At 63.0% G+C, this 23,667-nt stretch carries 23 protein-coding genes; 9 read left to right on the top strand and 14 right to left on the bottom strand.

The window, feature by feature from the left end:
• The first annotated feature begins 9 nt into the window (after positions 1 to 9).
• Entirely contained in the window at positions 10 to 777 is a 768-nt protein-coding gene (gene otsB / locus ATK06_RS05375; RefSeq protein WP_048380795.1) for a trehalose-phosphatase, read from the top strand.
• Here the strand turns inward: otsB and ATK06_RS05370 are convergent.
• Entirely contained in the window at positions 774 to 1,991 is a 1,218-nt protein-coding gene (locus ATK06_RS05370) for an alkylhydroperoxidase domain protein (RefSeq protein WP_098388967.1), read from the bottom strand. The two genes, otsB and ATK06_RS05370, sit on opposite strands and share 4 nt — an antisense overlap.
• A 48-nt stretch (positions 1,992 to 2,039) precedes the next feature.
• Positions 2,040 to 3,107, bottom strand: coding sequence for a LacI family DNA-binding transcriptional regulator (locus ATK06_RS05365; protein WP_048380798.1), 1,068 nt, complete (start codon positions 3,105 to 3,107; stop codon positions 2,040 to 2,042).
• A gap of 70 nt (positions 3,108 to 3,177) precedes the next feature.
• On the opposite strand from ATK06_RS05365, the gene ATK06_RS05360 reads away from it, so the two are divergent.
• The 5 genes from ATK06_RS05360 to ATK06_RS05340 are packed head-to-tail and all read left to right on the top strand — an operon-like array spanning position 3,178 to position 7,952.
• Entirely contained in the window at positions 3,178 to 4,092 is a 915-nt protein-coding gene (locus ATK06_RS05360) for a metal ABC transporter solute-binding protein, Zn/Mn family (protein ID WP_098388966.1), read from the top strand.
• 47 nt (positions 4,093 to 4,139) lie between these two features.
• A complete protein-coding gene (locus ATK06_RS05355) occupies positions 4,140 to 5,717 on the top strand; it encodes an aspartate-alanine antiporter-like transporter (RefSeq protein WP_309543691.1) in 1,578 nt (525 codons plus the stop codon).
• Positions 5,718 to 6,419: a metal ABC transporter ATP-binding protein gene (locus tag ATK06_RS05350; protein ID WP_231913548.1), complete on the top strand. Its 702-nt coding sequence runs from the start codon at positions 5,718 to 5,720 to the stop codon at positions 6,417 to 6,419.
• Positions 6,420 to 7,241 (top strand): metal ABC transporter permease, encoded by an 822-nt coding sequence (locus ATK06_RS05345; RefSeq protein ID WP_098388965.1) that lies wholly within the window; start codon positions 6,420 to 6,422, stop codon positions 7,239 to 7,241.
• 3 nt (positions 7,242 to 7,244) lie between these two features.
• On the top strand, positions 7,245 to 7,952 hold the full coding sequence (locus tag ATK06_RS05340; protein ID WP_053072833.1) for a CE1 family esterase: 708 nt from the start codon (positions 7,245 to 7,247) through the stop codon (positions 7,950 to 7,952).
• Here the strand turns inward: ATK06_RS05340 and rlmB are convergent.
• The 6 genes from rlmB to ATK06_RS05310 all read right to left on the bottom strand — a co-directional run bounded on the left by rlmB (position 7,903) and on the right by ATK06_RS05310 (position 13,176).
• Positions 7,903 to 8,859 carry a 23S rRNA (guanosine(2251)-2'-O)-methyltransferase RlmB gene (gene rlmB / locus ATK06_RS05335; RefSeq protein WP_098388964.1) on the bottom strand — a complete coding sequence of 319 codons (957 nt, stop codon included), beginning with the start codon at positions 8,857 to 8,859 and terminating at the stop codon, positions 7,903 to 7,905. The two genes, ATK06_RS05340 and rlmB, sit on opposite strands and share 50 nt — an antisense overlap.
• 10 nt (positions 8,860 to 8,869) lie before the next feature.
• A complete protein-coding gene (cysS, locus tag ATK06_RS05330) occupies positions 8,870 to 10,258 on the bottom strand; it encodes a cysteine--tRNA ligase (RefSeq protein WP_048380806.1) in 1,389 nt (462 codons plus the stop codon).
• A gap of 261 nt (positions 10,259 to 10,519) precedes the next feature.
• Entirely contained in the window at positions 10,520 to 11,278 is a 759-nt protein-coding gene (gene nagB, locus ATK06_RS05325) for a glucosamine-6-phosphate deaminase (protein ID WP_048380808.1), read from the bottom strand.
• A gap of 24 nt (positions 11,279 to 11,302) precedes the next feature.
• Positions 11,303 to 11,779 (bottom strand): 2-C-methyl-D-erythritol 2,4-cyclodiphosphate synthase, encoded by a 477-nt coding sequence (ispF, locus tag ATK06_RS05320; protein WP_048380810.1) that lies wholly within the window; start codon positions 11,777 to 11,779, stop codon positions 11,303 to 11,305.
• Positions 11,780 to 11,786: 7 nt separating this feature from the next.
• Positions 11,787 to 12,599, bottom strand: a complete 813-nt coding sequence (gene ispD, locus ATK06_RS05315; RefSeq protein ID WP_098388963.1) for a 2-C-methyl-D-erythritol 4-phosphate cytidylyltransferase — start codon at positions 12,597 to 12,599, stop codon at positions 11,787 to 11,789.
• Positions 12,583 to 13,176, bottom strand: coding sequence for a CarD family transcriptional regulator (locus ATK06_RS05310; protein ID WP_048380812.1), 594 nt, complete (start codon positions 13,174 to 13,176; stop codon positions 12,583 to 12,585). The genes ispD and ATK06_RS05310 overlap by 17 nt, the downstream gene beginning before the upstream one ends.
• Positions 13,177 to 13,433: 257 nt before the next feature.
• On the opposite strand from ATK06_RS05310, the gene ATK06_RS05305 reads away from it, so the two are divergent.
• Positions 13,434 to 13,988 (top strand): hypothetical protein, encoded by a 555-nt coding sequence (locus ATK06_RS05305; RefSeq protein WP_048380814.1) that lies wholly within the window; start codon positions 13,434 to 13,436, stop codon positions 13,986 to 13,988.
• A gap of 116 nt (positions 13,989 to 14,104) precedes the next feature.
• Positions 14,105 to 15,490, top strand: a complete 1,386-nt coding sequence (gene radA, locus ATK06_RS05300) for a DNA repair protein RadA (protein WP_048380816.1) — start codon at positions 14,105 to 14,107, stop codon at positions 15,488 to 15,490.
• Here radA and ATK06_RS05295 read toward each other — a convergent pair.
• Positions 15,474 to 16,157: a hypothetical protein gene (locus tag ATK06_RS05295; RefSeq protein ID WP_231913549.1), complete on the bottom strand. Its 684-nt coding sequence runs from the start codon at positions 16,155 to 16,157 to the stop codon at positions 15,474 to 15,476. The genes radA and ATK06_RS05295 overlap by 17 nt on opposite strands.
• Positions 16,158 to 16,193: 36 nt before the next feature.
• Entirely contained in the window at positions 16,194 to 16,820 is a 627-nt protein-coding gene (locus ATK06_RS05290) for a carbonic anhydrase (RefSeq protein ID WP_048380818.1), read from the bottom strand.
• 47 nt (positions 16,821 to 16,867) lie between these two features.
• Between ATK06_RS05290 and ATK06_RS05285 the strand changes: the two genes are divergently transcribed.
• The gene (locus ATK06_RS05285; RefSeq protein ID WP_048380821.1) at positions 16,868 to 17,740 is read left to right on the top strand and encodes an HhH-GPD family protein; all 873 of its coding nucleotides are present in this window, start codon (positions 16,868 to 16,870) and stop codon (positions 17,738 to 17,740) included.
• A gap of 3 nt (positions 17,741 to 17,743) precedes the next feature.
• Here the strand turns inward: ATK06_RS05285 and ATK06_RS05280 are convergent, their stop codons facing one another.
• The 4 genes from ATK06_RS05280 to ATK06_RS05265 form a co-directional block, all read right to left on the bottom strand.
• Positions 17,744 to 17,914, bottom strand: coding sequence for a DUF4236 domain-containing protein (locus tag ATK06_RS05280; protein ID WP_083986105.1), 171 nt, complete (start codon positions 17,912 to 17,914; stop codon positions 17,744 to 17,746).
• A 59-nt stretch (positions 17,915 to 17,973) separates the two neighbouring features.
• A complete protein-coding gene (locus ATK06_RS05275) occupies positions 17,974 to 20,601 on the bottom strand; it encodes an ATP-dependent Clp protease ATP-binding subunit (protein WP_098388961.1) in 2,628 nt (875 codons plus the stop codon).
• Positions 20,602 to 20,780: 179 nt separating this feature from the next.
• On the bottom strand, positions 20,781 to 21,629 hold the full coding sequence (locus tag ATK06_RS05270; RefSeq protein WP_048380823.1) for a PRD domain-containing protein: 849 nt from the start codon (positions 21,627 to 21,629) through the stop codon (positions 20,781 to 20,783).
• A gap of 10 nt (positions 21,630 to 21,639) precedes the next feature.
• The gene (locus tag ATK06_RS05265; protein ID WP_098388960.1) at positions 21,640 to 23,655 is read right to left on the bottom strand and encodes a glucose PTS transporter subunit IIA; all 2,016 of its coding nucleotides are present in this window, start codon (positions 23,653 to 23,655) and stop codon (positions 21,640 to 21,642) included.
• Positions 23,656 to 23,667 lie beyond the last annotated feature (12 nt).

The raw sequence follows: 23,667 nt of genomic DNA, 5'->3' as shown, positions 1-23,667 counted from the left end.
AGGAGCCGCATGCCCAGCCCGTTGACGCACGCCGATCTTGACGCACTCGCCCAGGTGGATAACCTGCTGGTGATTTCCGATTTCGACGGCACCCTCGCCGGTTTCAGCACCGAACCGATGAATGTGCCCGTCAACGAGGCCGGCGTGCAGGCCCTGGGCAGGCTGGCCACACTCCCGCGTACGACGGCCGGCATTCTCTCCGGCCGCTCACTGGAGCAGTTAGACGTGGTCTGCCCGCTGCGCTCCCCCGTATTGCGCGTGGGCTCGCACGGCGCTGAGCCCGAGGGTGCGCCCATCTTGCTTAACGACGCCCAACGCGCCGCCCTCGACGCCGCCGACGACGAGCTCACCAGGATTGCTGCCCGCGCGGAGGGTTCCTTCGTGGAGCGGAAACCGTTCCAGCGGGTGCTACACACGCGCGCGGTCGGCGACCGGGCACTCGCCGCAGATATGGCCAACGCCGCGCTGACTGCCGGCGCCCAGATTCCGGGTATCGGAGTCCACGAGGGCAAGGCCGTCATCGAACTGTCCGTGGCCACCGCCACTAAGGGATCGTGGTTGCGGGAGTTTATGGCCGCGACTACGCCCGATGCAACGCTTTTCCTCGGCGACGACACCACCGACGAAACCGCCTTCGCCGTACTTGCCGAACCGAATATTGGCGTCAAGGTAGGCCGCGCGGAAACGGCCGCGAACCGTACGGTGGCAGGAATTTCCGAGGTCGGCCACGCTTTGGAATACCTGGCCGAAGCGCGGTTTAACGCAACCCGCGTTTAGCGGAAGCGCTTGGGCACATCGGGGGTGCCCAGCGTCAGCATCAGGCGGTTGGCCCAGTTGAAGAACGCAGAAGAGTTGATCGCGTCAATAATGCCGAGCTCGCTGACTCCGGCACCCCGCAAGGCGTCCACGTGGTGGGCGCCAAATTCGAAGGGAGTGCTGGTCAGGGCGAGAGCGGCGTCGCGAAGCGCGTTCCAGAGCGGGGAGCCCAAATCCGCGGCCACGCCTTCCTCGAGGAGAGTGTCCACGATTGTGGCGTCGCCGCCTTCTTCCTTCGTGCGGGCCTGGTGCACGGAGGCGCAGTATTCGCACCCGTTGTACCGGGACACAACGGTGGCGGCGAGTTCGCGTTCCGCGCGGCCCAACCCGCCGTCGGTGTTGTAGAAAATATCCAGGTCGGTCAAGGTGCGCGCCTTCAGGGCGGCGGGGTCGCGCGCTAGGAGGCGGAAGTATTCGCTGCCGATGCGCTCTTCTTTGATGAGGGCGTCGCGGTGGACGTCGGTGAATTCCTCCTTCGGTAGGTCCGCGAGCCACGGCTTCCAACCCAGCGAGTGGTTCACAAACTTACCTGGGTGCACGACCTCCGGCTGCAGGGTACGCGGCCCCGGCTTCCAGCCCGGGTCGGCGGCGCCGCCCGCCCGCTGCGCTGCAGGCGTCTCTGGCGCGTGCCCTGCGAGGACCCGCAACCCGTGGACGACGCGCAGCTGGAAAGCCAGGAAGGAAATAAGTTGTGCGAGGCTGACGATGGCGTCGTCGCTAAGGCCAGATTCCTGGAGGTGGCCGATGGCAGCAGGGGTCGCGTCCTTGGGGTGGAAGGTCAGCAGGTGGGCAAAGTCGAGGGCTGCGATAAACGCATCCGCGAAGCCATGCTCGGCGCCCAGCTCGGCGAAGGTGACGAAGTCGCCGGAAGCGTACGGCCCGCGGGAGGCACCACGTGCGATGGCTGTTTTGACGCCGGCGATGAAGTCGTCGGAGGCTTCGTCGGAAAGCACATCTGCGTAAAACGCGGCTGCACGGTCCTGGTAGGAAATACCGGCGACGAACAGGGCGATGCCATAACGCCACGCGACGGGCAGGTCCTTGGGGTCCTCGGGTTCAAAGAGCGCGGCGAAGCTGCGTTCGGCGTTGGCCGTCGCGTCGGGGCGCTGGCGGCGGAGCTGGGCGAGGTCGTCTGGAGTTTCGGCGAGGAGGTCAATGATGTTTGTCTGCGTCATGGGCCCCGATGCTAGCACGCGCGGACCGGACGGTCTTGCGTGAATAGACTAGACGGTCTGCCCGGCGTGGAACGTGGTCGGCAGGAGGACGTGTCGGCTCTGCGGCTCTTCGCCCCGGAGCAGGCCAGCCAACATCTTGCCCACCACCGCTCCCTTGCGGCGGTTGGGCTGGATGATCGTGGTCAGCCCCGCAGCCAGTGCGGGGGCAGTGCCGTCGAAACCGGTTATCGCCAGGTCTTCGGGGACGCGTAAGCCGTGCTCGCGCGCGTACGTCAACACGCCGAAGGCCATGGAGTCGGTGGTGCACGCGACCGCGGTGAGGTCGGGGTGTGCTTCGAGGAGCTCGGCAGCGGCGGCGCGAGCGTTGGCGGGATCGTTGATACGGCGGGTCACGATCGGCACGTCTTGCACGCCCGCTTCCGCGAAGACGTCGAGGCAGCCTTGGATCCGGTCGCGCTGAATGTGCAGGGTCGCCGCCTCGAGGGAGGCGCGGTCAACGAAGCCCGAGGACATTCCAGTATCCACGCGGATGGCAAGGATCCCGATCTTCCGGTGGCCGGCGTCGATGAGCGCGCGAGCTGCGGGCTGGATCGCCTGGTAGTCATCGATGCCCACGAAAGGGAGGTCAGGAACATTTTTCGGCTGCCCACAAATGACCGTGGGCAGGTGGCGCTCACGTACGGAGACCAGGTTTGGGTCATCATCTGCCACGGAGTACACGATGTACCCGTCCACCGCGGCGCGCGCGATGAGCTCGGAGCGATTACGGCCAGGCATCTCAGGGCCGACCGGAATCATTGTCAGGGTCAGGTCCGTGCCCAGCGAGGATTCCGCGAGCCCGGCCATGAAATCCACGGATGCCACGTCTTCGAAGGCGTAGGAAAGATGCTCGGTCAGCACGACACCAACGGATTCCGTACGGCCCTGCCGCAGCGACCGTGCCATGGGGTCCGGCCCCGAGTAGCCCCGGCGCGCAGCCTCGGCGAGGATTTTTTTTCGCAGCGCCGGGCTCAGTTGGTCGGGGTGGTTGTAGGCGTTGGAGACCGTCGTGCGCGAAACGCCCAGGGCTTGGGCGAGGTCAGCGAGCGTGGTGCGCTGCGGGCGGGGCGTGGGCATGGGCCCAGCATAGCGTTTTCAACACCTTTTCATATTGACACGAGTTTTCATTAGTGCTTTGCTTGGCCTCATGAAAATCCGCACCACTCTAGCCACCCTCGCCGCCGCGTCCCTCACGCTGACCGCCTGCAGCTCCGCGTCGCAAGAAACTGCCAACGACGGCACACCCTCACTCGTCGCCTCCACCGCAACGTGGGCATTGCTTGCCGACGAAGTCGTGGACCCCGAAACCGTGGACACTGAAAGCATTATCGCGGACCGCTCAGTCGACCCGCACCATTTTGAACCGTCCGCAACCGACATTGCGAAAGCGCGGGCGGCGGACATCGTCCTCGCCAACGGCGGTGGCTACGACGCCTGGCTCTACGATTCACTCGAAGAAGGCGCTACCGTCATCCACCCGCTTCCCCTCACCGAACATGACCACGAGCACGAGCACGGCGGGGAACACGACCACGGGCACAGCCACGACCACGGGCACGGCGAGATCGTCAACGAGCACATCTGGTACGACCCAGACACCGCACAGGACATCGCCCGCCAGATCGAGTCCACGGTCACCGAGAAAGGTGGCGCGGCGGATGCGGCAGCGATCGTCGAGAAGCTTGAAAAGATCAAGGAGCGCCTGGCTGCACTGCCTGCGCTGCGGGTAGCGCAGACCCACACCATCGCGGATTACCTGGTCAGCGCCTCGTCTATGGTGGAATCCACACCAGATGCGTACCGTGAGCAGTCTCTCAAGGAGGCCGAGCCGACCGCCGCAAGCATCGCCGCATTTTTAGCAGCCATCGAGGCCGGCGAGATTGACGTGCTCATCGACAACTCGCAGACAGCAACCGATGTGACCAAGAAAATCGCTGACGCGGCCCGGGCCAAAGGCATCCCCGTTGTAGACATTACGGAAACCCCGCAGGAGGGAGTGTCCTACACCGAGTTCTTGGGACAAGCCGTCTCATCTTTTGAGGCCGTTGCAGCCCGCGACTAGAATTTATGCGTTCGTACTTATCTGACCTTTCCTAGATAGAGCGCATAGTGGATGCAATAATCAATCTCCTTGACGGGAACACCATCCTGGTGATGTTCCTCGTCATCACCATTGGCACCATCTTCGGTGCTATACCTTTTGGGCCTGTGAAGTTCGGTGCCGCCGGCGCCTTGTTCATGGGCCTCTTCGTCGGCGCCTTCGTGGAAGTCCCCGGCGACTACCTACCCCTCCTCCAGGACTTAGGCCTGGGTCTCTTCGTGTACATGGTCGGCCTCGAAGCCGGCGAGAACCTCATCAGAGACTTCAAGGAACAGTGGGACCTCATGCTCGGTTCCCTGGTTGCCATCGTCATGGGTGCAGTCGCCGCGATCGTTGTGGCTGTTCCCCTGGGATTGTCCCGCGAACTGGCAGTGGGCGCGTTCTCCGGTGCGCTGACCTCGACCCCATCACTGTCGCTGGCTGCTGAGCAGACCGGCTCTGATGTCCCTGCCGTCGGCTACTCCATCGGTTACCCCACCGGCGTGTTCGTGGCGATCCTGTTGGTCGCTTTCACCGTCGGCCGCAACTGGAAGGCAAAGCGCGACCAGGAGAACCCGGACGAGAAGATCATGCGCCTGGTCCGCCTGGCGGTGACCAAGGACGTCGACCTGGAGAAGCTTCTCGACGAACTCGACGACCAGTTCCGCGTCGCCACCATTCAGCGCGGCGAAGAGATCCGCATCGTCAACGATAATCCGAAGGTGAAAAAGGGTGACCGCATCATGGTCATCGCCACCAAGGCTGCCCTGCCGAAGCTGATCAAGAACGTGGGCCGCCGCTTGGGCCCCATGTCTGCGCGCACCTCGAACCACCTGACCGTCCAGGAATTCAGCGTCTCCAACCAGAGCATTGCGGGCCAGCGTCTGGGCAACCTGCCGCTGTACAAGAATCACCGCGCACAGGTACTGCGTATCCGCCGTGGTGACGACATGATCTTGGCTACCGACGACACCCACGTTGAGCTGGGCGATACCGTCCAGGTGATCGTCCCGTCTTCCCGCGCAGAAGACGTCAAGGCGTACTTCGGTGACTCCATCCAGTCTTTCTCCGAACTGGACTGGATTGCTACCGCAGGTGGCTTGGCTATCGGCTTCCTCATGGCCCTGGTCGAGATCCCACTTCCTGGCGGTTCTTCGTTCGCCCTGGGTTCGGCAGCCGGCCCACTGTTCACCGGCCTGATTCTGGGTTCCCTGCAGCGCACCGGTCGCGTCGCTTGGCAGCTGCCACGTACTGCGAACTACACGATGCGCCAGTTCGGCCTCATGATCTTCCTTGCTGCCGTCGGTGTGGCTTCCGGCCCGGCATTCGTCGAGACGGCCTTCACCATGGGTGGTCTGAAGACTATTGTGCTGTCCGCAGCAACGGCGCTGGCCGGGTGTGGTGGCTTCCTGCTCATCGCCTACCTCATCGGCCAGTCCGCGCCACGTGCAAACGGTGGTATGGCAGGTATCCTGCTCCAGCCAGCTGTGTTGCAGTATGCGATGGAAAACTCATCGGACTCGCGCATCATGAGTGGCTACAACGCCACGACAGCGTTGGCGTTGATCTTCAAGATCATCATCATCCCGTTCATGTTGGTGGTCTAAGTGCCGCCTGTGTTGCGGCTCGAGCGCGCCGCCATCGACCCCCTGTTCCGAGACCTCAACGTCACGGTGGAACCGGGCGAGTTCGTGGCGGTGCTCGGGCCCAACGGGGTGGGCAAATCCACCCTCCTGCGCGCGATTATGGGCGTGCAGGATTTCACCTCCGGTGCAGCTGAAGTCAGTGGCCGCATCGGTTTTATCCCACAGCAACGCATGTTCCCCCGCGACCTTCCGGTCCGCGCCTACGATGTGGTGGCCCTGGCTGTCGAGCCACGCCCCCTGCACCGCGCTCCGCAAGAGCGGGTCGAGCAGTTGCTTTCCGACGTAGGCGCCCTCCACCTGGCGCACCGCCGCGTCGGCACGTTATCCGGGGGCCAGCAGCAGTTAGTTCGGCAGGCCCAAGCTTTGGCCCATAACCCGAACCTCATCCTTGCGGACGAACCCCTGCTCTCCCTCGACCCGGCCGTGGCCGCACAGACGGTGGCCCGCTTGGATGAGCTCCGGCGCCGGCCAGGCGTGGCCGTGCTCTGCGTAACGCACTCCATCAACCCAGTCCTCCAGGCCACGGACAAGGTCTTGTACTTGGGTCCGAACGGCCACCGTTTCGGCCCAGTGTCCGAAGTAATGACCAGCGAAGTGTTAACCGCTCTGTACGGCACCCCAGTGACCGTCGCGGACGTCGACGGCCGGAAGGTGGTGCTCTAAATGACGACGTGGGAACTGCTCAGCGTGGACTTCGTCCAACAAGCCGTCATCGCTTCTGCGCTGCTGGGCTTGTTGTCCGGCTTCATTGCACCGCTTGTGGTGTTGCGCTCTATGTCCTTTAGCGTGCACGCAACCTCTGAGCTTGCGCTCATGGGTGCGTCGGCGGCGCTGCTGCTAGGGGTATCCGTGAGCGTGGGCGCCGTCGTGGGGGCGGTCGCGGCGGCCGTCCTGTTGGCGGTCCTGGGCCTCAAACAGCGCACCCAGGACGCCACGATTGGCGTGGTCATGAGCTTCGGGCTCGGACTCTCCGTGCTCTTTATCTACCTGTATCCCGGCAACTCTAAGGCCGCGTTCTCCCTGCTGACCGGGCAGATCGTGGGCGTGAGTTCCGCTTCGATTTGGTCGCTGATTATCGTGTGCGCGATTGTGGTCGGCGTAATTGCGCTCTTCTGGCGCCCGCTGCTTTTCGCCAGCGTGGACCCCGTCATGGCCGCCGCCAGTGGTGTTCCGATCAAGGCGATCGCGATCGGCTTTTCCATGCTCCTCGGCCTCGCGGCAGCGCAGTCGGTGCAGATCGTGGGAGCGCTGTTGGTCATGGCGCTGCTCATTACCCCCGGCGCGGCAGCATTGCACGTGACTGCGAACCCCAAACTGGCGGTCGTCCTGGCTGTGGTTTTCGCTGAAATAGCGGCCGTCGGTGGCCTGGTTGCATCGCTTGCTCCGGGGCTGCCGGTGTCGGTGTTTGTGACGTCGATAAGCTTCCTTATCTACCTGCTCTGCCGGGCCTACGCCTGGGCACGCGACCGCCGCATTAGGCTCTAAGACATGTTTGCCACCATCGCGGGGCGGCGCGTGCTCGTCGCCGGGGAAGAATCCGACACCCTGATCATCGTGCTGCACGGCTCGAAGCAGTCGGGCCCGTCGATGCGGGTGTTCACCGGCCGTCACTTCGAATACCCGGGTGTGCGCACCGTCTACCCCGACGGAGTGGAGAACCATTGGAATGATTGCCGCGCCACCCTCCCCGAGGCCACGCGCGCGGCCGAGACCGACGATGTGGGGTTTCTCCAAGGGCTCGCCACCCACTTTGGCGCGCGCCGCGTCTTCTTGGTCGGCTTCTCTAACGGCGGGCACATGGTCTGGAGGGTGCTTCGCGACGCCCCCGGCTTCGCCACCGCCGCCGCCGTCCTCTCCGCGCCCCTTGCGACCGCGGACAACCTCCTGCCCGGCGCGGGCTGGGAACCGACCCCGGTGCTGATTATGCACGGTGACGCCGACCCCATCGTCCCCTACTCCGGCGGACGGGCACACACCCGGGGCACGGTCCTTTCGGTTGGCGAGACCGCCGCAACCGTCGCCGCATGGAATAATGCGAAAGCCCCCGTCACCGTCTACACGATGGCAGGGGCCGGGCACGTCATCGGCGGTACGCGCCCCAGCTTATCGACGCTAGGCGCCCACGCCCCAGACGTGGATGCCGGAGCTATTGTTGGGCAGTTTTTTGCGCACGCCGCTGGCGCGCAAACTCACTGAGCACCACGCCCGCCGCAACCGACGCGTTGAGGGATTCCACCCACGATTCCATGGGGATGCTCATGAGAACGTCGCAGTTCTCCCGCACTAGGCGCGAAATGCCCTTGCCCTCAGACCCGACGACGATGCACACGTTATCCGTGCCGCCATCATAAGAATCCAGGGTGTGCTGGCCGCCGGCCTCGAGGCCCACGACCTGGTAGCCAGCCTTCTGGAAGTCTTGGACCGCACGGGTCACGTTCGTGGCACGCGCCACCGGCAGGCGTGCCGCCGTGCCCGCCGAGGTACGCCACGCCACACCTGTCACGGATGCAGAGCGACGCTCCGGAATCACCACGCCGTGGCCACCGAAAGCAGCCACCGAACGAATCACGGCACCCAGGTTTCGTGGGTCGGTGATGTTATCCAAGATCACGACCATGCCCGGCTCGCCAGAATCCTTGGCGCGCTGAATCAGTTCGTGGTGGTCGATGTACTTGTACGGCGGAATCTGCAGGCCAATGCCCTGGTGCATGCCGTTGCCGGTCATCTTGTCCAACTCGGCGCGCGGCACCTCAATGACCGGAATCCCGCGAGTATTCGCCATTGCGACGGCCTCAGACAGGCGGTCGTCGTGGCCCGTCCCGTACGCCACGACAAGCTGCGCTGCCGGCACCTTCGCATGCAGGCACTCGATGATCGGATTACGGCCGACGACCATGTCCGGCAGTTCCTTCACGTGGCGCCCCTGTTCGCGACGTTGACGCTCCAGCTTGCGCTTATGCGCGGAATGGTACGTGCGATCCTCGGCCTTCGGGGTCGGCCCCTTACCCGCCAGGCTGCGACGGCCCTTACCGCCAGAGCCCTTGGTTGGCCCCTTCTTCGACGTCTTGCGCACACCGCCGTGGCGCTTATCGTTACCTGCCATACTTATTTCCCTACTTTGCTAACTTCCAGGTCGCACCCGTAGCCGAATCCGCGACCTCAATACCTGCCGCAGCCAGACGATCACGCACCGCATCCGCAGTAGCCCAATCCTTCTCCGCGCGGGCCTGCGCCCGACGCTCCAACTCGGCCTCGACCAAAACTTCCAACGCATGCGCCTGCGAATCGGAACCCGACGCTGCTGAATCGGTCCAATCATACGGGTCCACACCCAAAACACTCATCATCGCACGCACCTCAGACGCAATGGCCTGGGCTTTCTCCTGCTCCCCGGCCGCCAGAGCCGAGTTGCCTGCACGCACATGATCGTGAATGACGGCAAGGGCCTTAGGGACCGAGAGGTCGTCGTTAAGCGCCTCATCGAACGCCGGGAGCCGCTCGCCGAGATCGACCTCACCGACCCGCTTCAGGAAAGCCTCGATGCGCTGATAACCGGCGGCTGCCTCCAAGAGAGCTTGCTCCGAATACTCCAGCACGCTGCGGTAATGCGCAGACCCAAGATAGTAGCGCAGCTCCACCGGGCGCACCAACGTCAAAATGTGCGGGACGGACAGCACATTGCCCAGAGACTTCGACATCTTCTCCCCCGCCATGGTTACCCAATGGTTGTGCATCCAATACCGGGCAAAACCGTCACCGGCAGCATGCGACTGCGCATTCTCATTCTCGTGGTGCGGGAACTGCAAGTCGAGGCCACCGCAGTGGATATCGAAGGTCTCCCCCAAATAGAACGTCGCCATCGCCGAGCATTCCAGATGCCAGCCCGGGCGGCCATCACCCCACGGCGTAGGCCACGACGGCTCCCCCGGCTTCGCTGCCTTCCACAACGCGAAGTCCAGCGCAGAACGCTTCCCTCGCGACTCGGGCTCGCCCTGCTCCATGTCATCGACGCGGTTGCCAGAAATCCGACCGTAATCCGAACCTTCCGCAGCGTTCCAGGCAGCCACGTCAAAATAGACGGAGCCGTCGGCAGCGTAGGCGAAACCGGCGTCGATAAGCCGCTGCATGTACTCCACCATCTGGGTCACATGCCCGGTCGCGCGCGGCTCCACAGAAGGGGGCAGCACGTGCAAGGTGTCATACGCCTTGGTGAACTCGCGCTCATAAGTGGAAACCCACTCCCACCAGGGGCGACCGTTTTCTTGTGCCTTGTTCAGGATCTTGTCGTCGATGTCCGTAACATTGCGCACAAACGCCACGTCATAGCCCTGCGCCAGGAGCCAGCGACGCAAAATATCGAAAGCCACGCCACTGCGCACATGCCCGATATGCGGCTGCGACTGTGGAGTCGCGCCACACAGGTAAATCGACGCATGCCCCTGCCGGACGGGCTCGAAATCTCGCAACTGCTTGGACGCTGTGTCATAAATACGGAAAGTCACAGCACTTAGCCTACCGTTCCCGCCTAGGCGCTGGTGAACGGGCGCGGGGCCTGGGGCGCGGGTGGCGCCGGGCGGTGCGGGTGGCGCGGGGCGCGAAACATAAGCGCCAGCGCATACTTACGAGCCAGAATTAACATCCCAGGTGGCGGCGGAGGCGTCAGGCACGCGCGACCAGGCATATTAAGCCCAGCCAATAATTATTCACGCGCCGACGCCGACGCCTGCCGCGCGAACGCCACGCAACCCGCGCCAGCGCGCTACCTACCGGTACTGATCTTTGTAGCGGTAGTACTCGGAATGCACCAGGCGGGTGGAGGCGGCTTCGTCGATGACCACCGTGACGTTGTTGTGTAGCTGCAGCACGGAACCCGGGCATTGTGCGCTCAGCGGCCCTTCTGCCAGGGCAGCAACAGCTTCAGCCTTACCGAAGCCTGTCGCGATGAGCAGGATGTTCTTTGCCTCGCTGATAGTCCCCAGGCCTTGGGTGAGGACCACACGCGGGACCTCGTCCTCTGATTCGAAGAAGCGGGCATTGTCTTCGACGGTCTGCGGGTGCAGGATTTCGCGGCGGGTTCGGGAACGCAGCGGGGACCCTGGTTCGTTGAAGCCAATGTGGCCGTTTGTGCCGATGCCCAGGAGTTGGATGTCCACGCCGCCGGCGTCGGCAATTGCTTTTTCGTACGCGGCGGCGGTGCCGGCGGGGTCGTTGGTCATGCCGTCCAGGGAGTGGACGTCGGCGTCGTTGATGTCGATGTCGGAGGTGAAGACGCGCCGGATTGTGGCGTAGTAGCTTTGGGGGTCGTCCTTGGGGACGGACATGTATTCGTCGAGGAGGAACGCCTTCATCCCTGCGAAGCTGAGTTCGCCGGCGCGGTGCCTGCGGATGAGCTCCTGGTAGGTGGCCTCGGGGGTGGATCCGGTTGCAAGGCCTAGGACTCCGCCGGGACGGACGAATTGGGCGATGTGGTCAGCGGCGACGGTGGCGACTTCTGCAGGCGTTTCTCGAATGATAATGTCCATGCTCACCGAGTTTAGCGCCCCATACTAGGGACGCTTATACACAAGTGCAGTTGCGACGGCCGCCCGGCCTTCCTCACGGCCGGTGAAACCCATGCGGTCTGTGGTCGTCGCGGTGACGCTCACGGGTGCGCCAACGGCTTCGCTCAAGGCCTGCTGCGCTTCTTCACGCCGGGCCGCAAACCGGGGGGTTTGGGCGATGAGCTGGGCAGAAGCATTGCCAACAGCGTAACCGTGCTCATCCAACAGGGCGACAGCTTCACGCAACAATTGGGCACCGGTGACTCCCGCGTATTCGGGGCGGTCCACGCCAACCAGGGATCCTAAGTCCCCGAGCTGGGCGGCGGAAAGGATGGCGTCGACGAGAGCGTGCGCTACGACATCTCCGTCGGAGTGGCCTTCGCAGCCGGAGGCGTCGTTAAACAGCAAGCCAGCCAGCCAGCATGGTTTTCCTTCTTCGATTTGGTGAGCGTCGGTGGCGATGCCGACCTGCGGGATGATCATAGTGCTCCTAGCTGCGGGAATCGGGGACTTCGAAGATGGTGGGCTCGGCTTCGTCCGTGATTGCGGTGGCCAGCGTCATGTCGATGGGGGTGGTCACTTTAAATGCCATTGGGTCGCCCTGCACGGTGCGCACTGGGGTGCCGAACCATTCCATGAGGGAGGCGTCGTCGGTGGCTACGAAATCGGGTTTCTGCTCGTAGTAGGCCTTATTTGCGGCGATGAGGGTGGCCAGGTCGAAGCCCTGCGGGGTCTGAACCGCGCGCAAGTGAGAACGATCCGGGGTGGCCACGACTTCCTCGTACGCCTGCTCGCCGGTGCCGGCGGGGCGCACGGTCTTAATGGTGTCCGCGACCGGGACAACCGGGATTGCTGCGGGCGCGCCCGCGAGCACGGTGTGGGCCACGCGCGCAATCATCCCCGGGGGTGTGAGAGCGCGGGCGCAGTCATGGATGAGGACAACGGCGTTGTCCTCATCCACGTCAGGGCACGTATCACCGGTGATAGCTTGCAGGCCGGCCCACACGGAATCAGCGCGCTCCCCGCCCCCGTGCACTAGGTGGACCTGGTCGCGGAGACCTGCGCGGGCCAGGATGCGATCGGCGTAGTCTTCCATGTCCGGGGAGATGAGGACGATGATGTGGTCCACAACTTCCGCATTAATCATGGCGGTGACGGACCGCTCAAGTAGGGTGCGTCCACGGAGCTGCACGTACGCCTTGGGCACCTCGGCGCCGAGGCGGGTTCCTGAACCCGCGGCGGCGACGAGTGCGACGACGCGCCTACCAGAAGACTGCGGGCGGTCTTTAGAAGTCATCCTCATCATCGAAGCTCAGGTCATCGAGGTCCACGTCGACGTCGCCAGGCTTGACCTCTGCGTCGGTGGTGATGTCGCCAGCAGCGCGCGCCTGGCGCTCAATCATTTCTTCCATGTCCTTGAGGAAGGCGTCGGTCTTGGCCTTGTCTTCAGTGTCCGCGAGGGCGATTTCGCCGACGATGATTTGGCGCGCCTTGGTGAGCATGCGCTTCTCACCTGCCGAAAGACCCTTACCTTGGTCGCGGCGCCACAGGTCGCGGACTACCTCGGCGACCTTGGTGACATCGCCCGAAGCGAGACGCTCCTGGTTAGCCTTGTAGCGGCGGGACCAGTTGCCTGCTTCTTCGACGTCGGTCATGCGCAGCATGCCGAAGATGGTCTTCAGGCCTTCATCACCTACGACGTCGCGGACGCCGACCATTTCCGCATTCTTGATGGGAACACGAACCACGAGGTCAGACTGGTTAATGGCAAGAACGAGGTACTCCAGCTTTTCCCCGCCAATTTCACGGGTTTCAATATCCTTGATGTGCGCTGCGCCGTGGTGTGGGTACACCACAACATCCCCGACCTTAAAATCCATTCCCACTCCTTGTCCCTGCCCTGGTGTTGCACAGTGGCATAAAAGTCACACGTAGACCGCCGATTCTACCACGGCCAGAAATTTGGCGCCCTTTCAGCCAGTGCTTCTCGACGCCCCTCCGGACCACCCAGGCTGGTCAATCGAAAGGATAACCCCGAACAGTCTCAAAGAACCTGGCAAAATACCGTCAACCTCACCTGGGCACTAAGGTTGTCGGCAGAATTGACTTTTTACACCCTACTTATTGGAGGCCATACGTGAAGCCGCTGAAGTCTGCCGCCCTGATCGCGGTCGCCGCTGTTTCTGCTCTCGGCCTGTCCGCATGCTCGGCAGGCCAGGTATCCCAGACGGCAACCCAGGTCGCAGCCGTCGATGGTGCTGAAAAAGACTCCGAATCCGGTTCCATCGCACTGCGTGATGTGACCGTACTGGTGAACCCCGATGGCACTTCCGCACTGAAGTTCGTTGCCATCAACCAGGAGAAGGGCCAGGACGCGAAAACCCACCGTCTGCAGTCGATCAGCGTTGACGGCAAGCCAGTCACGTTTGATGCTGTTCCTCCGCTGAAGCCAACCTGCACCTTGGTTGCCGATTCCGACGAGGGCATCGAGCGCCACCCGCAGGATGAGGGCGCTGCGTGCACGGAATACACCGCGACCTCGCTGACCAACGATGACTTCGCAATTGGTGGCAACGCTGACGTTGTCTTCACCTTCGATTCCGGCACCGTCGAGGTCACCGCAACGATCGCTGCACCGACCCCAGTGTCCGGCGAATTCCACCGCGAGTTCGACGATCGCGCAGCCCACTAATCAGGCTTTCTTTACACGCCGGTTACCGCCACGGTGGCCGGCGTTTTCGCATATCAGGGGGTGTTCGAACACGAGTTGGCGAGGCGTGTCTGGGGTGCTGGCTACACTAACGCACCATGGCTAAGAAACAACGTCCACAACACGTGTGCTCCGAGTGTGGTTACAGCTCCCCCAAATGGTTGGGCCGCTGTCCCGAATGCGGATCGTGGGGGTCTATGACCGAGCAGGCGCCAGTCGCCGCCGCTGCGTCGCCTGGCGGAGCGAAGGGCACGGTGCAGGCACTCACGCCGACGACGGCCGCAACCCCGATCACACGCATCGACGCCAATGCTGCCGAAACCCAAACCACCGGCATTGGTGAGCTCGACCGTGTGCTGGGAAGCGGCATCGTCCCGGGTTCTGTTGTACTCATGGCCGGCGAACCGGGCGTGGGTAAATCCACGCTCCTGCTCGAGGTCGCGGCGCGCTGGGCGGGCCAGGGGCGTAAGGCCTTATACGTGACGGCTGAAGAGTCTGCAGGCCAGGTGCGCCTGCGCGCGGAACGCACCGGTGCGGTCAAGGACACCTTGTACTTGGCCGCAGAATCCCAGTTAGATGTGGTCTTTGGACATGTGCAGCAGGTCTCCCCTTCCCTGTTGATTGTGGACTCCGTGCAGACCATGCAGGCCTCGGGCGTGGAGGGCGTGGCCGGTGGCGTGGCCCAATCGCGCGCAGTCACTGCGGCGCTGACTTCGCTGGCGAAAACCACGGGGATCCCGATCCTCCTGGTGGGCCACGTGACAAAGGATGGAAACGTAGCCGGGCCGCGCGTCCTGGAGCACCTCGTGGACGTCGTCCTGAATTTTGAGGGGGACCGCCATTCCTCCTTGCGCATGCTGCGCGGAATCAAGAACCGCTTCGGCGCTACCGATGAGGTCGGTTGCTTCGAGCAAACATCCGACGGCATCCGCGAAGTCCCCGACCCCTCCGGGTTATTCCTCTCACACCGAGACTCCACCCCCGACGGCTCTGCCGTCACCGTGGCCATGGATGGCGTGCGCCCCATGCTTGCCGAAGTCCAAGCCCTGGCCGTCCAGACCGGTGCGAAGAACCCGCGCCGCGTAGTCACCGGCTTGGACTCGAACCGCGTCCCGATGGTCCTTGCCGTGCTGGCCGCCCGCGCTGGCCTACCCACCCAAGACAAAGACGTGTACGTGGCAACCGTCGGTGGCGTGCGCATCAGCGAACCAGCAACCGACCTCGCATGTGCCCTGGCCACAGTGTCCACCTTGCGCGAAACCCCACTTCCCGCCGGGACCGTAGTCATCGGGGAAGTGGGGTTAGCCGGAGAAGTGCGTCGCGTGCCGAACGTGGTTCGCCGCCTCCAAGAAGCGTCGCGCCTGGGATTCAGTCACGCCATCGTGCCGAAGGGGACGGTAGAAAAACCCGTCAAAGGAATTAGTGTGCGTGAAGTCGCCACGGTCAAAGAGGCAATCGGGGTGACTTTTAAGAGCGGACGTTAAAAGTCTCCGCGGGCGAGGCATTATTGCCGATGACCCCGTGGAGGAAGTATCCACCAGCAGGGACGGGTTGACGCGCCTCGCACGCGCCAGGTGCGCTCGTGGTGCGGGACCACACCGCGTTGAAGTGGCGGGTCTCCCCAGCCTTGAAGGTTTCCTCGCCCGTCAGCATCGCACGGTTGCAGTCAATATCCGACCACAGGCGCTGATTCGTGTTCAGGTCATAGACCTCAAAACGCAACGGCTCCTCCGACGTATCAATCACGCAATCGGCCTTCGTCGGATTCTTCACGTCCACGAAAAACTCCGGCTGCTGGTTACCCGTCACAGTGGTCGGAGTGACGCGCACGGCAAGCTCTAAGTCGCCAAGTTCGCACGTGGTTTTCGCAGCCGCAGCCTGCGTCGATTCGGTCGGTTTCTCCTCAGACGAGGTGACAGCCGTCGACGTTTCGGTCGTCGTCGCGGTGGTTGTCTCAGCCGGGGTGGAAGAAGTCGTCTCCGACGTCGTGGTCACGGCGGCCGAATCCGGGTTCTCCGAATCGTCGCCCCCGAGCAGGACGCTGCCCAGCCACGCCAAAAAGACAAGGAGGACAACGAGCACAGCTGCCGCCGCAACACGACGGCGCACGTAAATCTCTTGCGGTAAACGCTGCGGTTCTTGGGAGGTCACACCCCTAACCATAAGCGCTTTTGGGCGCCTGTGGTGTTATTTCACGCCGTGGGTGTCGAGGACCTCCACGTGGCCGTCGTCAAGCAAATAGCGCAAGCCCACCAGCCCGCAACGTCCATCCTCAATCTTGCTGCGCAAGGACGGAAGGCGCTGGTAAAGCTGGTCGATGGTTTCCTCAACGTGAGTGCGCTCAGCCGAAGCCGTGTCCGCGGATCCGTTGCGCCGCGACACCAACACCGAAGGCGCGACCTTCTCCACGAGGGTGCGCTGCAGGCCATCGGGGATGTCCCCGCCGTCGAGGGCCGCGACCGTCGCAGCGACAGCACCGCAGGACTCGTGGCCCATGACCACGACCAGGTCCACGCCGAGGCCGTCGATAGCAAACTCGAGGGAACCCAAAACTGCCATATCCAAAATGTGGCCGGCGGTACGCACTACGAAGATGTCCCCGAGGCCGACGTCAAAGACCAGCTCAACGGGAACACGCGAATCCGAGCACGACAAAACGACGGCGCGTGGCGCCTGGCCGGAGCTCAACTGCACGCGGCGCGCAATGTCGGAATGCGGGTGCTCAGCGCGTTCCTGCGCGAAACGAGCGTTGCCAGCCTTGAGGACGTCCCACACGCCCTGCGGATTCTGAGGAGTTACTGAGGAAAATGCCATAGGTCACATTCTGGCACTTTTCCGGCCAACGTTTAGACTGGTCCCCTATGTCTACCCCCACCGCGCGCCGCATCATCGACTGGTTCAAAGCCAACGCCCGGCCCCTCCCCTGGCGGGAACCGGGCACAACGCCGTGGGCAATCTTGCTCAGCGAAGTCATGAGCCAGCAGACCCCGGTCGCGCGCGTGGAACCTATCTGGCGGCAGTGGATGGACCGCTGGCCTACCCCCGCCGACCTTGCCGCCGCCCCCACCGCGGACGTGCTGCGCGCCTGGTCCACCCTGGGGTATCCGCGGCGTGCGCTGCGTCTCCAGGAGTGTGCCCGCCGCATCGTGGAAGTCCACGGCGGAAAGGTGCCGGACACCGTCCCGGAGCTGCTGGCTCTCCCCGGGATTGGGGATTACACGGCGCGCGCGGTCGCATGCTTCGCCTTCGGCCACAATGTGCCGGTCGTAGACATCAACGTCCGCCGCGTCATCGCCCGCGCCCACGACGGCCACTACCTCACCCCGCCCGCGTCAAAGAAAGAACTGGCGCACGCCGCTGCCCTGCTTCCCGACGACGAAGGCCCCACCTACTCCGCCGGAATCATGGAATTGGGCGCCCTCATCTGCACCGCGCGTGTCGCGTACTGCGAGCGCTGCCCCATCGAAGACCTTTGCACCTGGGTGGCGCTCGGCCAACCCAGCCCCACCGAGGAAGAACTGGCAAAAGCAAAGGGTCGGGTACAAAAATTTGCCGGCACCGACCGTCAGGTGCGCGGCAAAATTATGGCCCTACTGCGCTCGGCGGAGGAACCGGTGTCCGAGGAGCAGATTTTTGCGGTGTGGCCCGATGGTGCGCAGGTTTCCCGATGCCTGCATTCGCTTCTCGACGACGGCCTCGCCGACCACAACGCAGCCGGTTTCAGCCTGCCGTAGTTTTTACTTCCAGCGGCCCCGGAAGTTCAGGCCGCCGGGGAGATTAACCCAGAACCCGCCACGTGAGTTGACGGTGACTGGCCCAATTTTCGTGGAGGCTGAGGCCCCGGATTTGGAGAGGTTGAGCCAGGAGTTTTTGCCGGTCTTAACCTTGTCGCGAAAGTAAATACCCATGGCACAAGATTGTAGCCTCCCGCCCGGTGAGGGGCGGGAGGCTACTGGTTTAGACGGTTTTATTCAGATTCCGGGACGTCGCCGGAGGCTGCCTTTGCCACGTCTTCCTGTGCTTCTTCAACCGCAGCGTCTTCCAGGTGGAAGTTCTCCGGCAGTGGGCGCGGGCGTGGGGTGAAGGTGAACTCGGCGTCCTTGTAGTCCTCGGACTGACCATCCCAACCTTCGACGTCCACGGTGATGATTTCGCCGGCACCGATTTCGCCGAAGAGGATCTTCTCGCTGAGTGCGTCTTCGATTTCGCGCTGGATAGTGCGACGCAGCGGACGTGCACCCAAGACGGGGTCGAAGCCACGCTTGGCCAGCAGGTTCTTGGCCTTCTCGGTGAGTTCGATGCCCATGTCCTTGTCGTCGAGGGCACGTTCCACGCGGCCAATGAGCAGGTCGACCATCTGCACAATCTGCTCTTGGTTGAGCTGGTGGAAGACCACGATGTCGTCGATACGGTTCAAGAACTCAGGGCGGAAGTGCTTCTTCAGCTCGTCGTGCACCTTGTTCTTCATCCGCTTGAACTGGGCTTCCTCATCCGAGGCGGTGGAGCCGGAGAATCCGATGCCCACAGCCTTGGAAATATCTTGGGTACCCAGGTTGGAGGTGAAGATCAAGATGGTGTTCTTGAAGTCCACGACGCGGCCCTGACCATCGGTGAGGTGGCCTTCTTCCAGGACCTGCAGCAAGGTGTTGTAGATCTCCTTGTGTGCCTTCTCGATTTCGTCGAAAAGCACCACGGAGAACGGCTTGCGGCGTACCTTCTCGGTGAGCTGGCCGCCCTCTTCGTAGCCGACGTATCCCGGAGGGGCACCGAACAGGCGCGAGGCGGTGTAGCGGTCGTGGAACTCACTCATGTCAATCTGGATGAGCGAGTCTTCGTCCCCGAAGAGGAACTCGGCCAAAGCCTTGGACAGTTCCGTCTTACCCACACCGGAGGGGCCGGCGAAGATGAAGGAACCGGATGGACGCTTCGGGTCCTTCAGGCCGGCACGGGTGCGTCGGATAGCGCGCGACACGGTCTTGACCGCATCGTCCTGTCCGATGATGCGCTTGTGCAGCTCCTCTTCCATCTTGAGGAGACGGGTGGATTCTTCCTCGGAGAGCTTGAACACGGGGATGCCGGTCCAGTTGGCCAGGACTTCTGCGATCTGGTCTTCGCCGACCTCAGCGATGTCCTGCAGCTCGCCGTTCTGCCACTGCTTTTCGCGTTCCTTGCGCTCCTCGTTGAGGGTGCGCTCCTTTTCCCGCAGGGAGGACGCCTTCTCGAAGTCCTGCGCGTCGATCGCGGCTTCCTTTTCCTTGCGGACTTCCTGGATCTGGTCGTCGATCTTGCGCAGGCCCTCTGGTGCGGTCATGCGCTTGATGCGCATGCGGGCGCCGGCCTCGTCGATGAGGTCGACGGCCTTGTCTGGCAAGAAGCGGTCGTTGATGTAGCGGTCGGACAGGCGGGCCGCGGCAGCCAGTGCGCCGTCGGTGATGGACACGCGGTGGTGTGCCTCGTAGCGGTCGCGCAGGCCCTTCAGGATCTGGATGGTGTCCTCGACGGATGGCTCGTCGACCTGGACGGGCTGGAAGCGACGCTCCAGGGCGGCGTCCTTTTCGATGTGCTTGCGGTACTCATCAAGCGTGGTGGCGCCGATGGTCTGCAGCTCGCCACGGGCCAGCTTCGGCTTGAGCAGCGAGGCAGCGTCGATAGCACCTTCGGCGGCACCTGCGCCGACGAGGGTGTGGATCTCATCGATGAACAAGATGATGTCGCCGCGCTGGTTAATCTCCTTGAGCACCTTCTTCAGGCGCTCTTCGAAGTCACCACGGTAACGCGAACCTGCGACCAGGGAGCCCAGGTCAAGCGAGTACACCTGCTTATCGCGCAGGGTCTCCGGAACCTTGCCGTTGACGATGTCCAACGCCAGGCCCTCAACCACAGCGGTCTTACCCACGCCGGGCTCGCCGATCAGGACTGGGTTGTTCTTGGTACGGCGCGAAAGCACCTGCATGATCCGCTCAATTTCCTTCGAGCGGCCGACCACGGGGTCAAGCTTGCCGTCCTTCGCAGCCTGGGTCAAGTTCCGGCCAAACTGGTCTAGGACCAGGGAGTTGGAACGCTCACCCTGACGGCCCCCGCCGCCACCAGGACCGGACGCGGCACCCGCGCCAACCGGGCCGGCTGCTGGGCCCTCCGGGTTGTTCTGCGGGTTGCCTTCGTAACCGCTAAGCAGCTGGATAACCTGCTGACGCACGCGCGGCAGGTCCGCGCCGAGCTTGGTCAGGACCTGTGCCGCAACGCCGTCGCCTTCGCGGATGAGGCCCAGCAGCAGGAATTCGGTGCCAATGTACTTGTGGCCCATCTGCAGGCCCTCACGGAGCGCGAGCTCCAGGACCTTCTTAGCCTTCGGGGTAAATGGGATGTGGCCGGAGTGCGGCTGGGTGCCCTGGCCGATAATTTCTTCTACTTCGCGGCGCACGTCCTCCAGGGAAATCCCCATGGATTCGAGTGCCTTGGCTGCAACGCCTTCGCCTTCACTAATCAGGCCCAGCAGGATGTGCTCGGTGCCGATGTAGTTGTGGTTGAGCATGCGTGCTTCTTCTTGAGCAAGCACGATGACGCGCCGTGCGCGGTCAGTAAACCGTTCAAACATGGTGCAACCCCTTTTAGTTTCTTAGTAAATCAGTGTCACCTACTCTAACCCGCGCGATAGGTGAAAAAATGCGCCCGCGCGCGTAAAGAAGCGCTTCGGACGCAGAATTTTAAAGAAACCGCAGCTTACAGCGCTTATCGACGCCTGTACGCTGGTAGCGAACACCCCGAAATGAGCAGTTAAAGTTCGGTTGGGGTGCCGGCCATGCGGGCGATGTGCAGGGTGAGGTAAGACACTTCTGAGGGGGTCAGTTCAGTGTTGAAACGCAGTTCAATCATGAACGCTAGGCGCCCTGCCAGGCTGGCTTCGCGGGCGTAGGCCTCGTTGATCGCAGCGGCGATTTGTGGGGCCTCGTCTGCCAGCTGTTGCTCCTGAGAGATGCGGACGAATAAGTAGCGCAGGTGCGTGATGAACCTGGCGACGGAGACGTTGACGGTGTCGAGTTCAACGCCGTATTCGGAGCTAATGACGTCGATAATCTGCTCAATAAGCCCCGTCATCTTGTACGTAAACGAAAGGTCGCCTGTGGTGAAGCTGGTAGACACAAAGTGCAGGGCCAGCGCGATGGCCTCCGAATCGGGCAGGGCGACCATTGCTTCTTGCCGGTCGTTGAACGCGGCGACGAATTGGCGGGCTCTTTCCAGTTCCTCCGGGTAGAGGTGACGTACTTCGGCCTCGAGGGGATAGGAGATGTGTTCGCCCCGGATGGTGCGCCTTAACGCCTGGTCGATGTGGTCGGCGACGGCTACCACGAACGTAATGGAATTGCGCGCGGAATCTGGTGCGCCGACATCCTCTAGGACCGAGTTGACCAGGCTGATCGTCGAGCCCGGCAGTTGGGCCAGCATGATGGCCAGGTGGTCGGGGTCGCGGCCGTCGCTAGGCACAAAGACTTTTTGTACTTTCTGCGGGTCGAGCTCGTCGCCCGATTTCGCCTGAAAACCCAGGCCGCGCCCGGTGACGATGACTTCCTCATCGCCCCGGCGCGCAAGGACAACATTGTTGTTGAAGACCCGCAGAATGTGCATGCCCTACAACCTAGCGGGTGACGGCGAAGAGCGCTTCACCCACGGCGACGGTACCGGCGCCCACGGCTTCTACTTCTTGGCATTGCTTCGCGTTGACCACGGATACCACGACCGTGGGATCCAGGCCTGCGGCCGTGATGTCGGCGCGGCTAAACGTTGCCAGCAGGTCGCCGGCTTCCACGCGGTCACGCTTTGCGACGTTCGCCGTAAACGACCCTTCCGGCATCTTCACAGTGTCGATACCGATGTGGACCAAGACCTCTACCCCATCGTCGGTCTTGATGCCGTACGCGTGGCCAGTCTTAGCCACGGAGATCACCGTGCCGGAGAGTGGGGCGAGCACCTCGTCAGCCTCCGGGACTACGCCGACTGCGCGGCCGAGAGCACCGGCGGCAAACGCAGCGTCCGCGATGGACTCCTGGGCGACAACCTGCCCAGCAACCGGTGCCAGCACCTGCGCGGTAGCTGCCGGAGCGTGTGCTGCGGGTGCAGGTGTGGGGGCGGGGGCGTCGTCGTTAAGCGATTCTTCGGCGCGGGCGGCTTCAGCGCGGGCGAGTGCCTCTGCCTTCTCCTCCGGGGTGCGGTAGTCGGTGAAGATGATCAGGAACATTGCGGTGAAGAAAGACACCGCAATCGCGATGAGGTACGGCACGATTGGGCTGAACACGACGGTGGTCAGCAGCGAGGTGAAGACGAACGCGTTGGTCTGCACACCCCCGGAGCCCGCGGACAGGATCGCGATAACTACACCACCGAGGAAGCAACCGACCAGCATGCGCGGGTAAATGCGCTTGTACCGCAGGTGGATGCCGTAGAGCGACGGCTCGGAGATACCGCCAAAGAGGCCTGCTGCCAGGGCGGATGCAGACGTCTGGCGCATGGCCGGGTCCTTGTCACGCATGGACAGGACGAGCACACCGGCGGTAGCGCCGAAGCACGCAAAGTTCCATACGCCCATCGGGCCCTGGATGAAGTCGTAGCCCAGCGTGTTGATGTTCACCAGCATCAGCGCGTTCAGCGGCCAGTGCAGGCCAAGCGGAACCAGGAAGGGGTACAGCATCGGGATCAAGATCGCGAAGACAAACGGCGCATTACTGTTCAGCCACGCCAAGCCCACGCCGATGATGTTGCCCAGCCAAATGCCGAACGGCCCGATGAGGAATGCCGTGACCGGAATCATGACGGCCAAGGTAAGGAACGGCACGAAGACCATGTGCACTGAGGAAGGGATAACCTTCTGCAGCCCCTTGTACACCAGGGCCGCCACAGGTGCCATGATCAGCGGGACGAAGACGTTCCCGCCGTAATCGTTGAGCAGCATCGACAGTCCGAAGACGGTCACGGAGTGCGTCTCCGTACCCAGCAGCTCGTTGACTTCGGTGGTCACGGCCGGATTGTCCATGAGGCCCATGAATTCGGGCGTCATGAGCGCGAAGATCACGGTGGCTGGAACCCAGGGGTCAATGTCGAGCTTCTTGCCGGCGTTATACGCCACGAAGACGGGCAGGAAGTAGAAGACGGAACGCCACATCGCGTCGATGAACTGCCACGTTGGAGTCTTGACCTCAGCGCGGAAGTCAGCGACGCCAAACGCATCCATGACCGCGGCGAAAGCGATGATCAGCGAAGCGCCAAGGAGCACGCCCAGAAGCGGGCGGAAGGAGTCGGAAAGGTATTCGAAGAACGCGTCCAAGCGGGCATTCTTTCCGCGCGCCTTGCTGCGCGCCTGCGCCTTCACGTCGGCATCGGATGCGCCGCTGCGGGCCTGCATTTCCGGCAGGCGGTTCATGGCGTTGTACACGGTTGCCACGTCGCCACCGATGATGACCTGGTAGTTGTGTGCGCCCTGCGGGACAGCGCCCATCACCTTGGGGTTTGCCTCCAAAGCTTCCTTGTCCGCTTTGGAGGAATCGTGGAGCTCGAAGCGTAAGCGCGTTGCACAGTGCGTGAACGACGCAATATTGTCCGCCCCGCCGATATTGCGCAAAATATCCGCGGCGACGGTATCGAGGCCGGTCTGAGCCATTGCCTTCACCTT

Source organism: Corynebacterium renale (genome assembly GCF_002563965.1).
GTDB classification, from domain to species: Bacteria; Actinomycetota; Actinomycetes; order Mycobacteriales; family Mycobacteriaceae; genus Corynebacterium; species Corynebacterium renale.
This window is presented reverse-complemented; position numbering and strand designations above follow the sequence as displayed.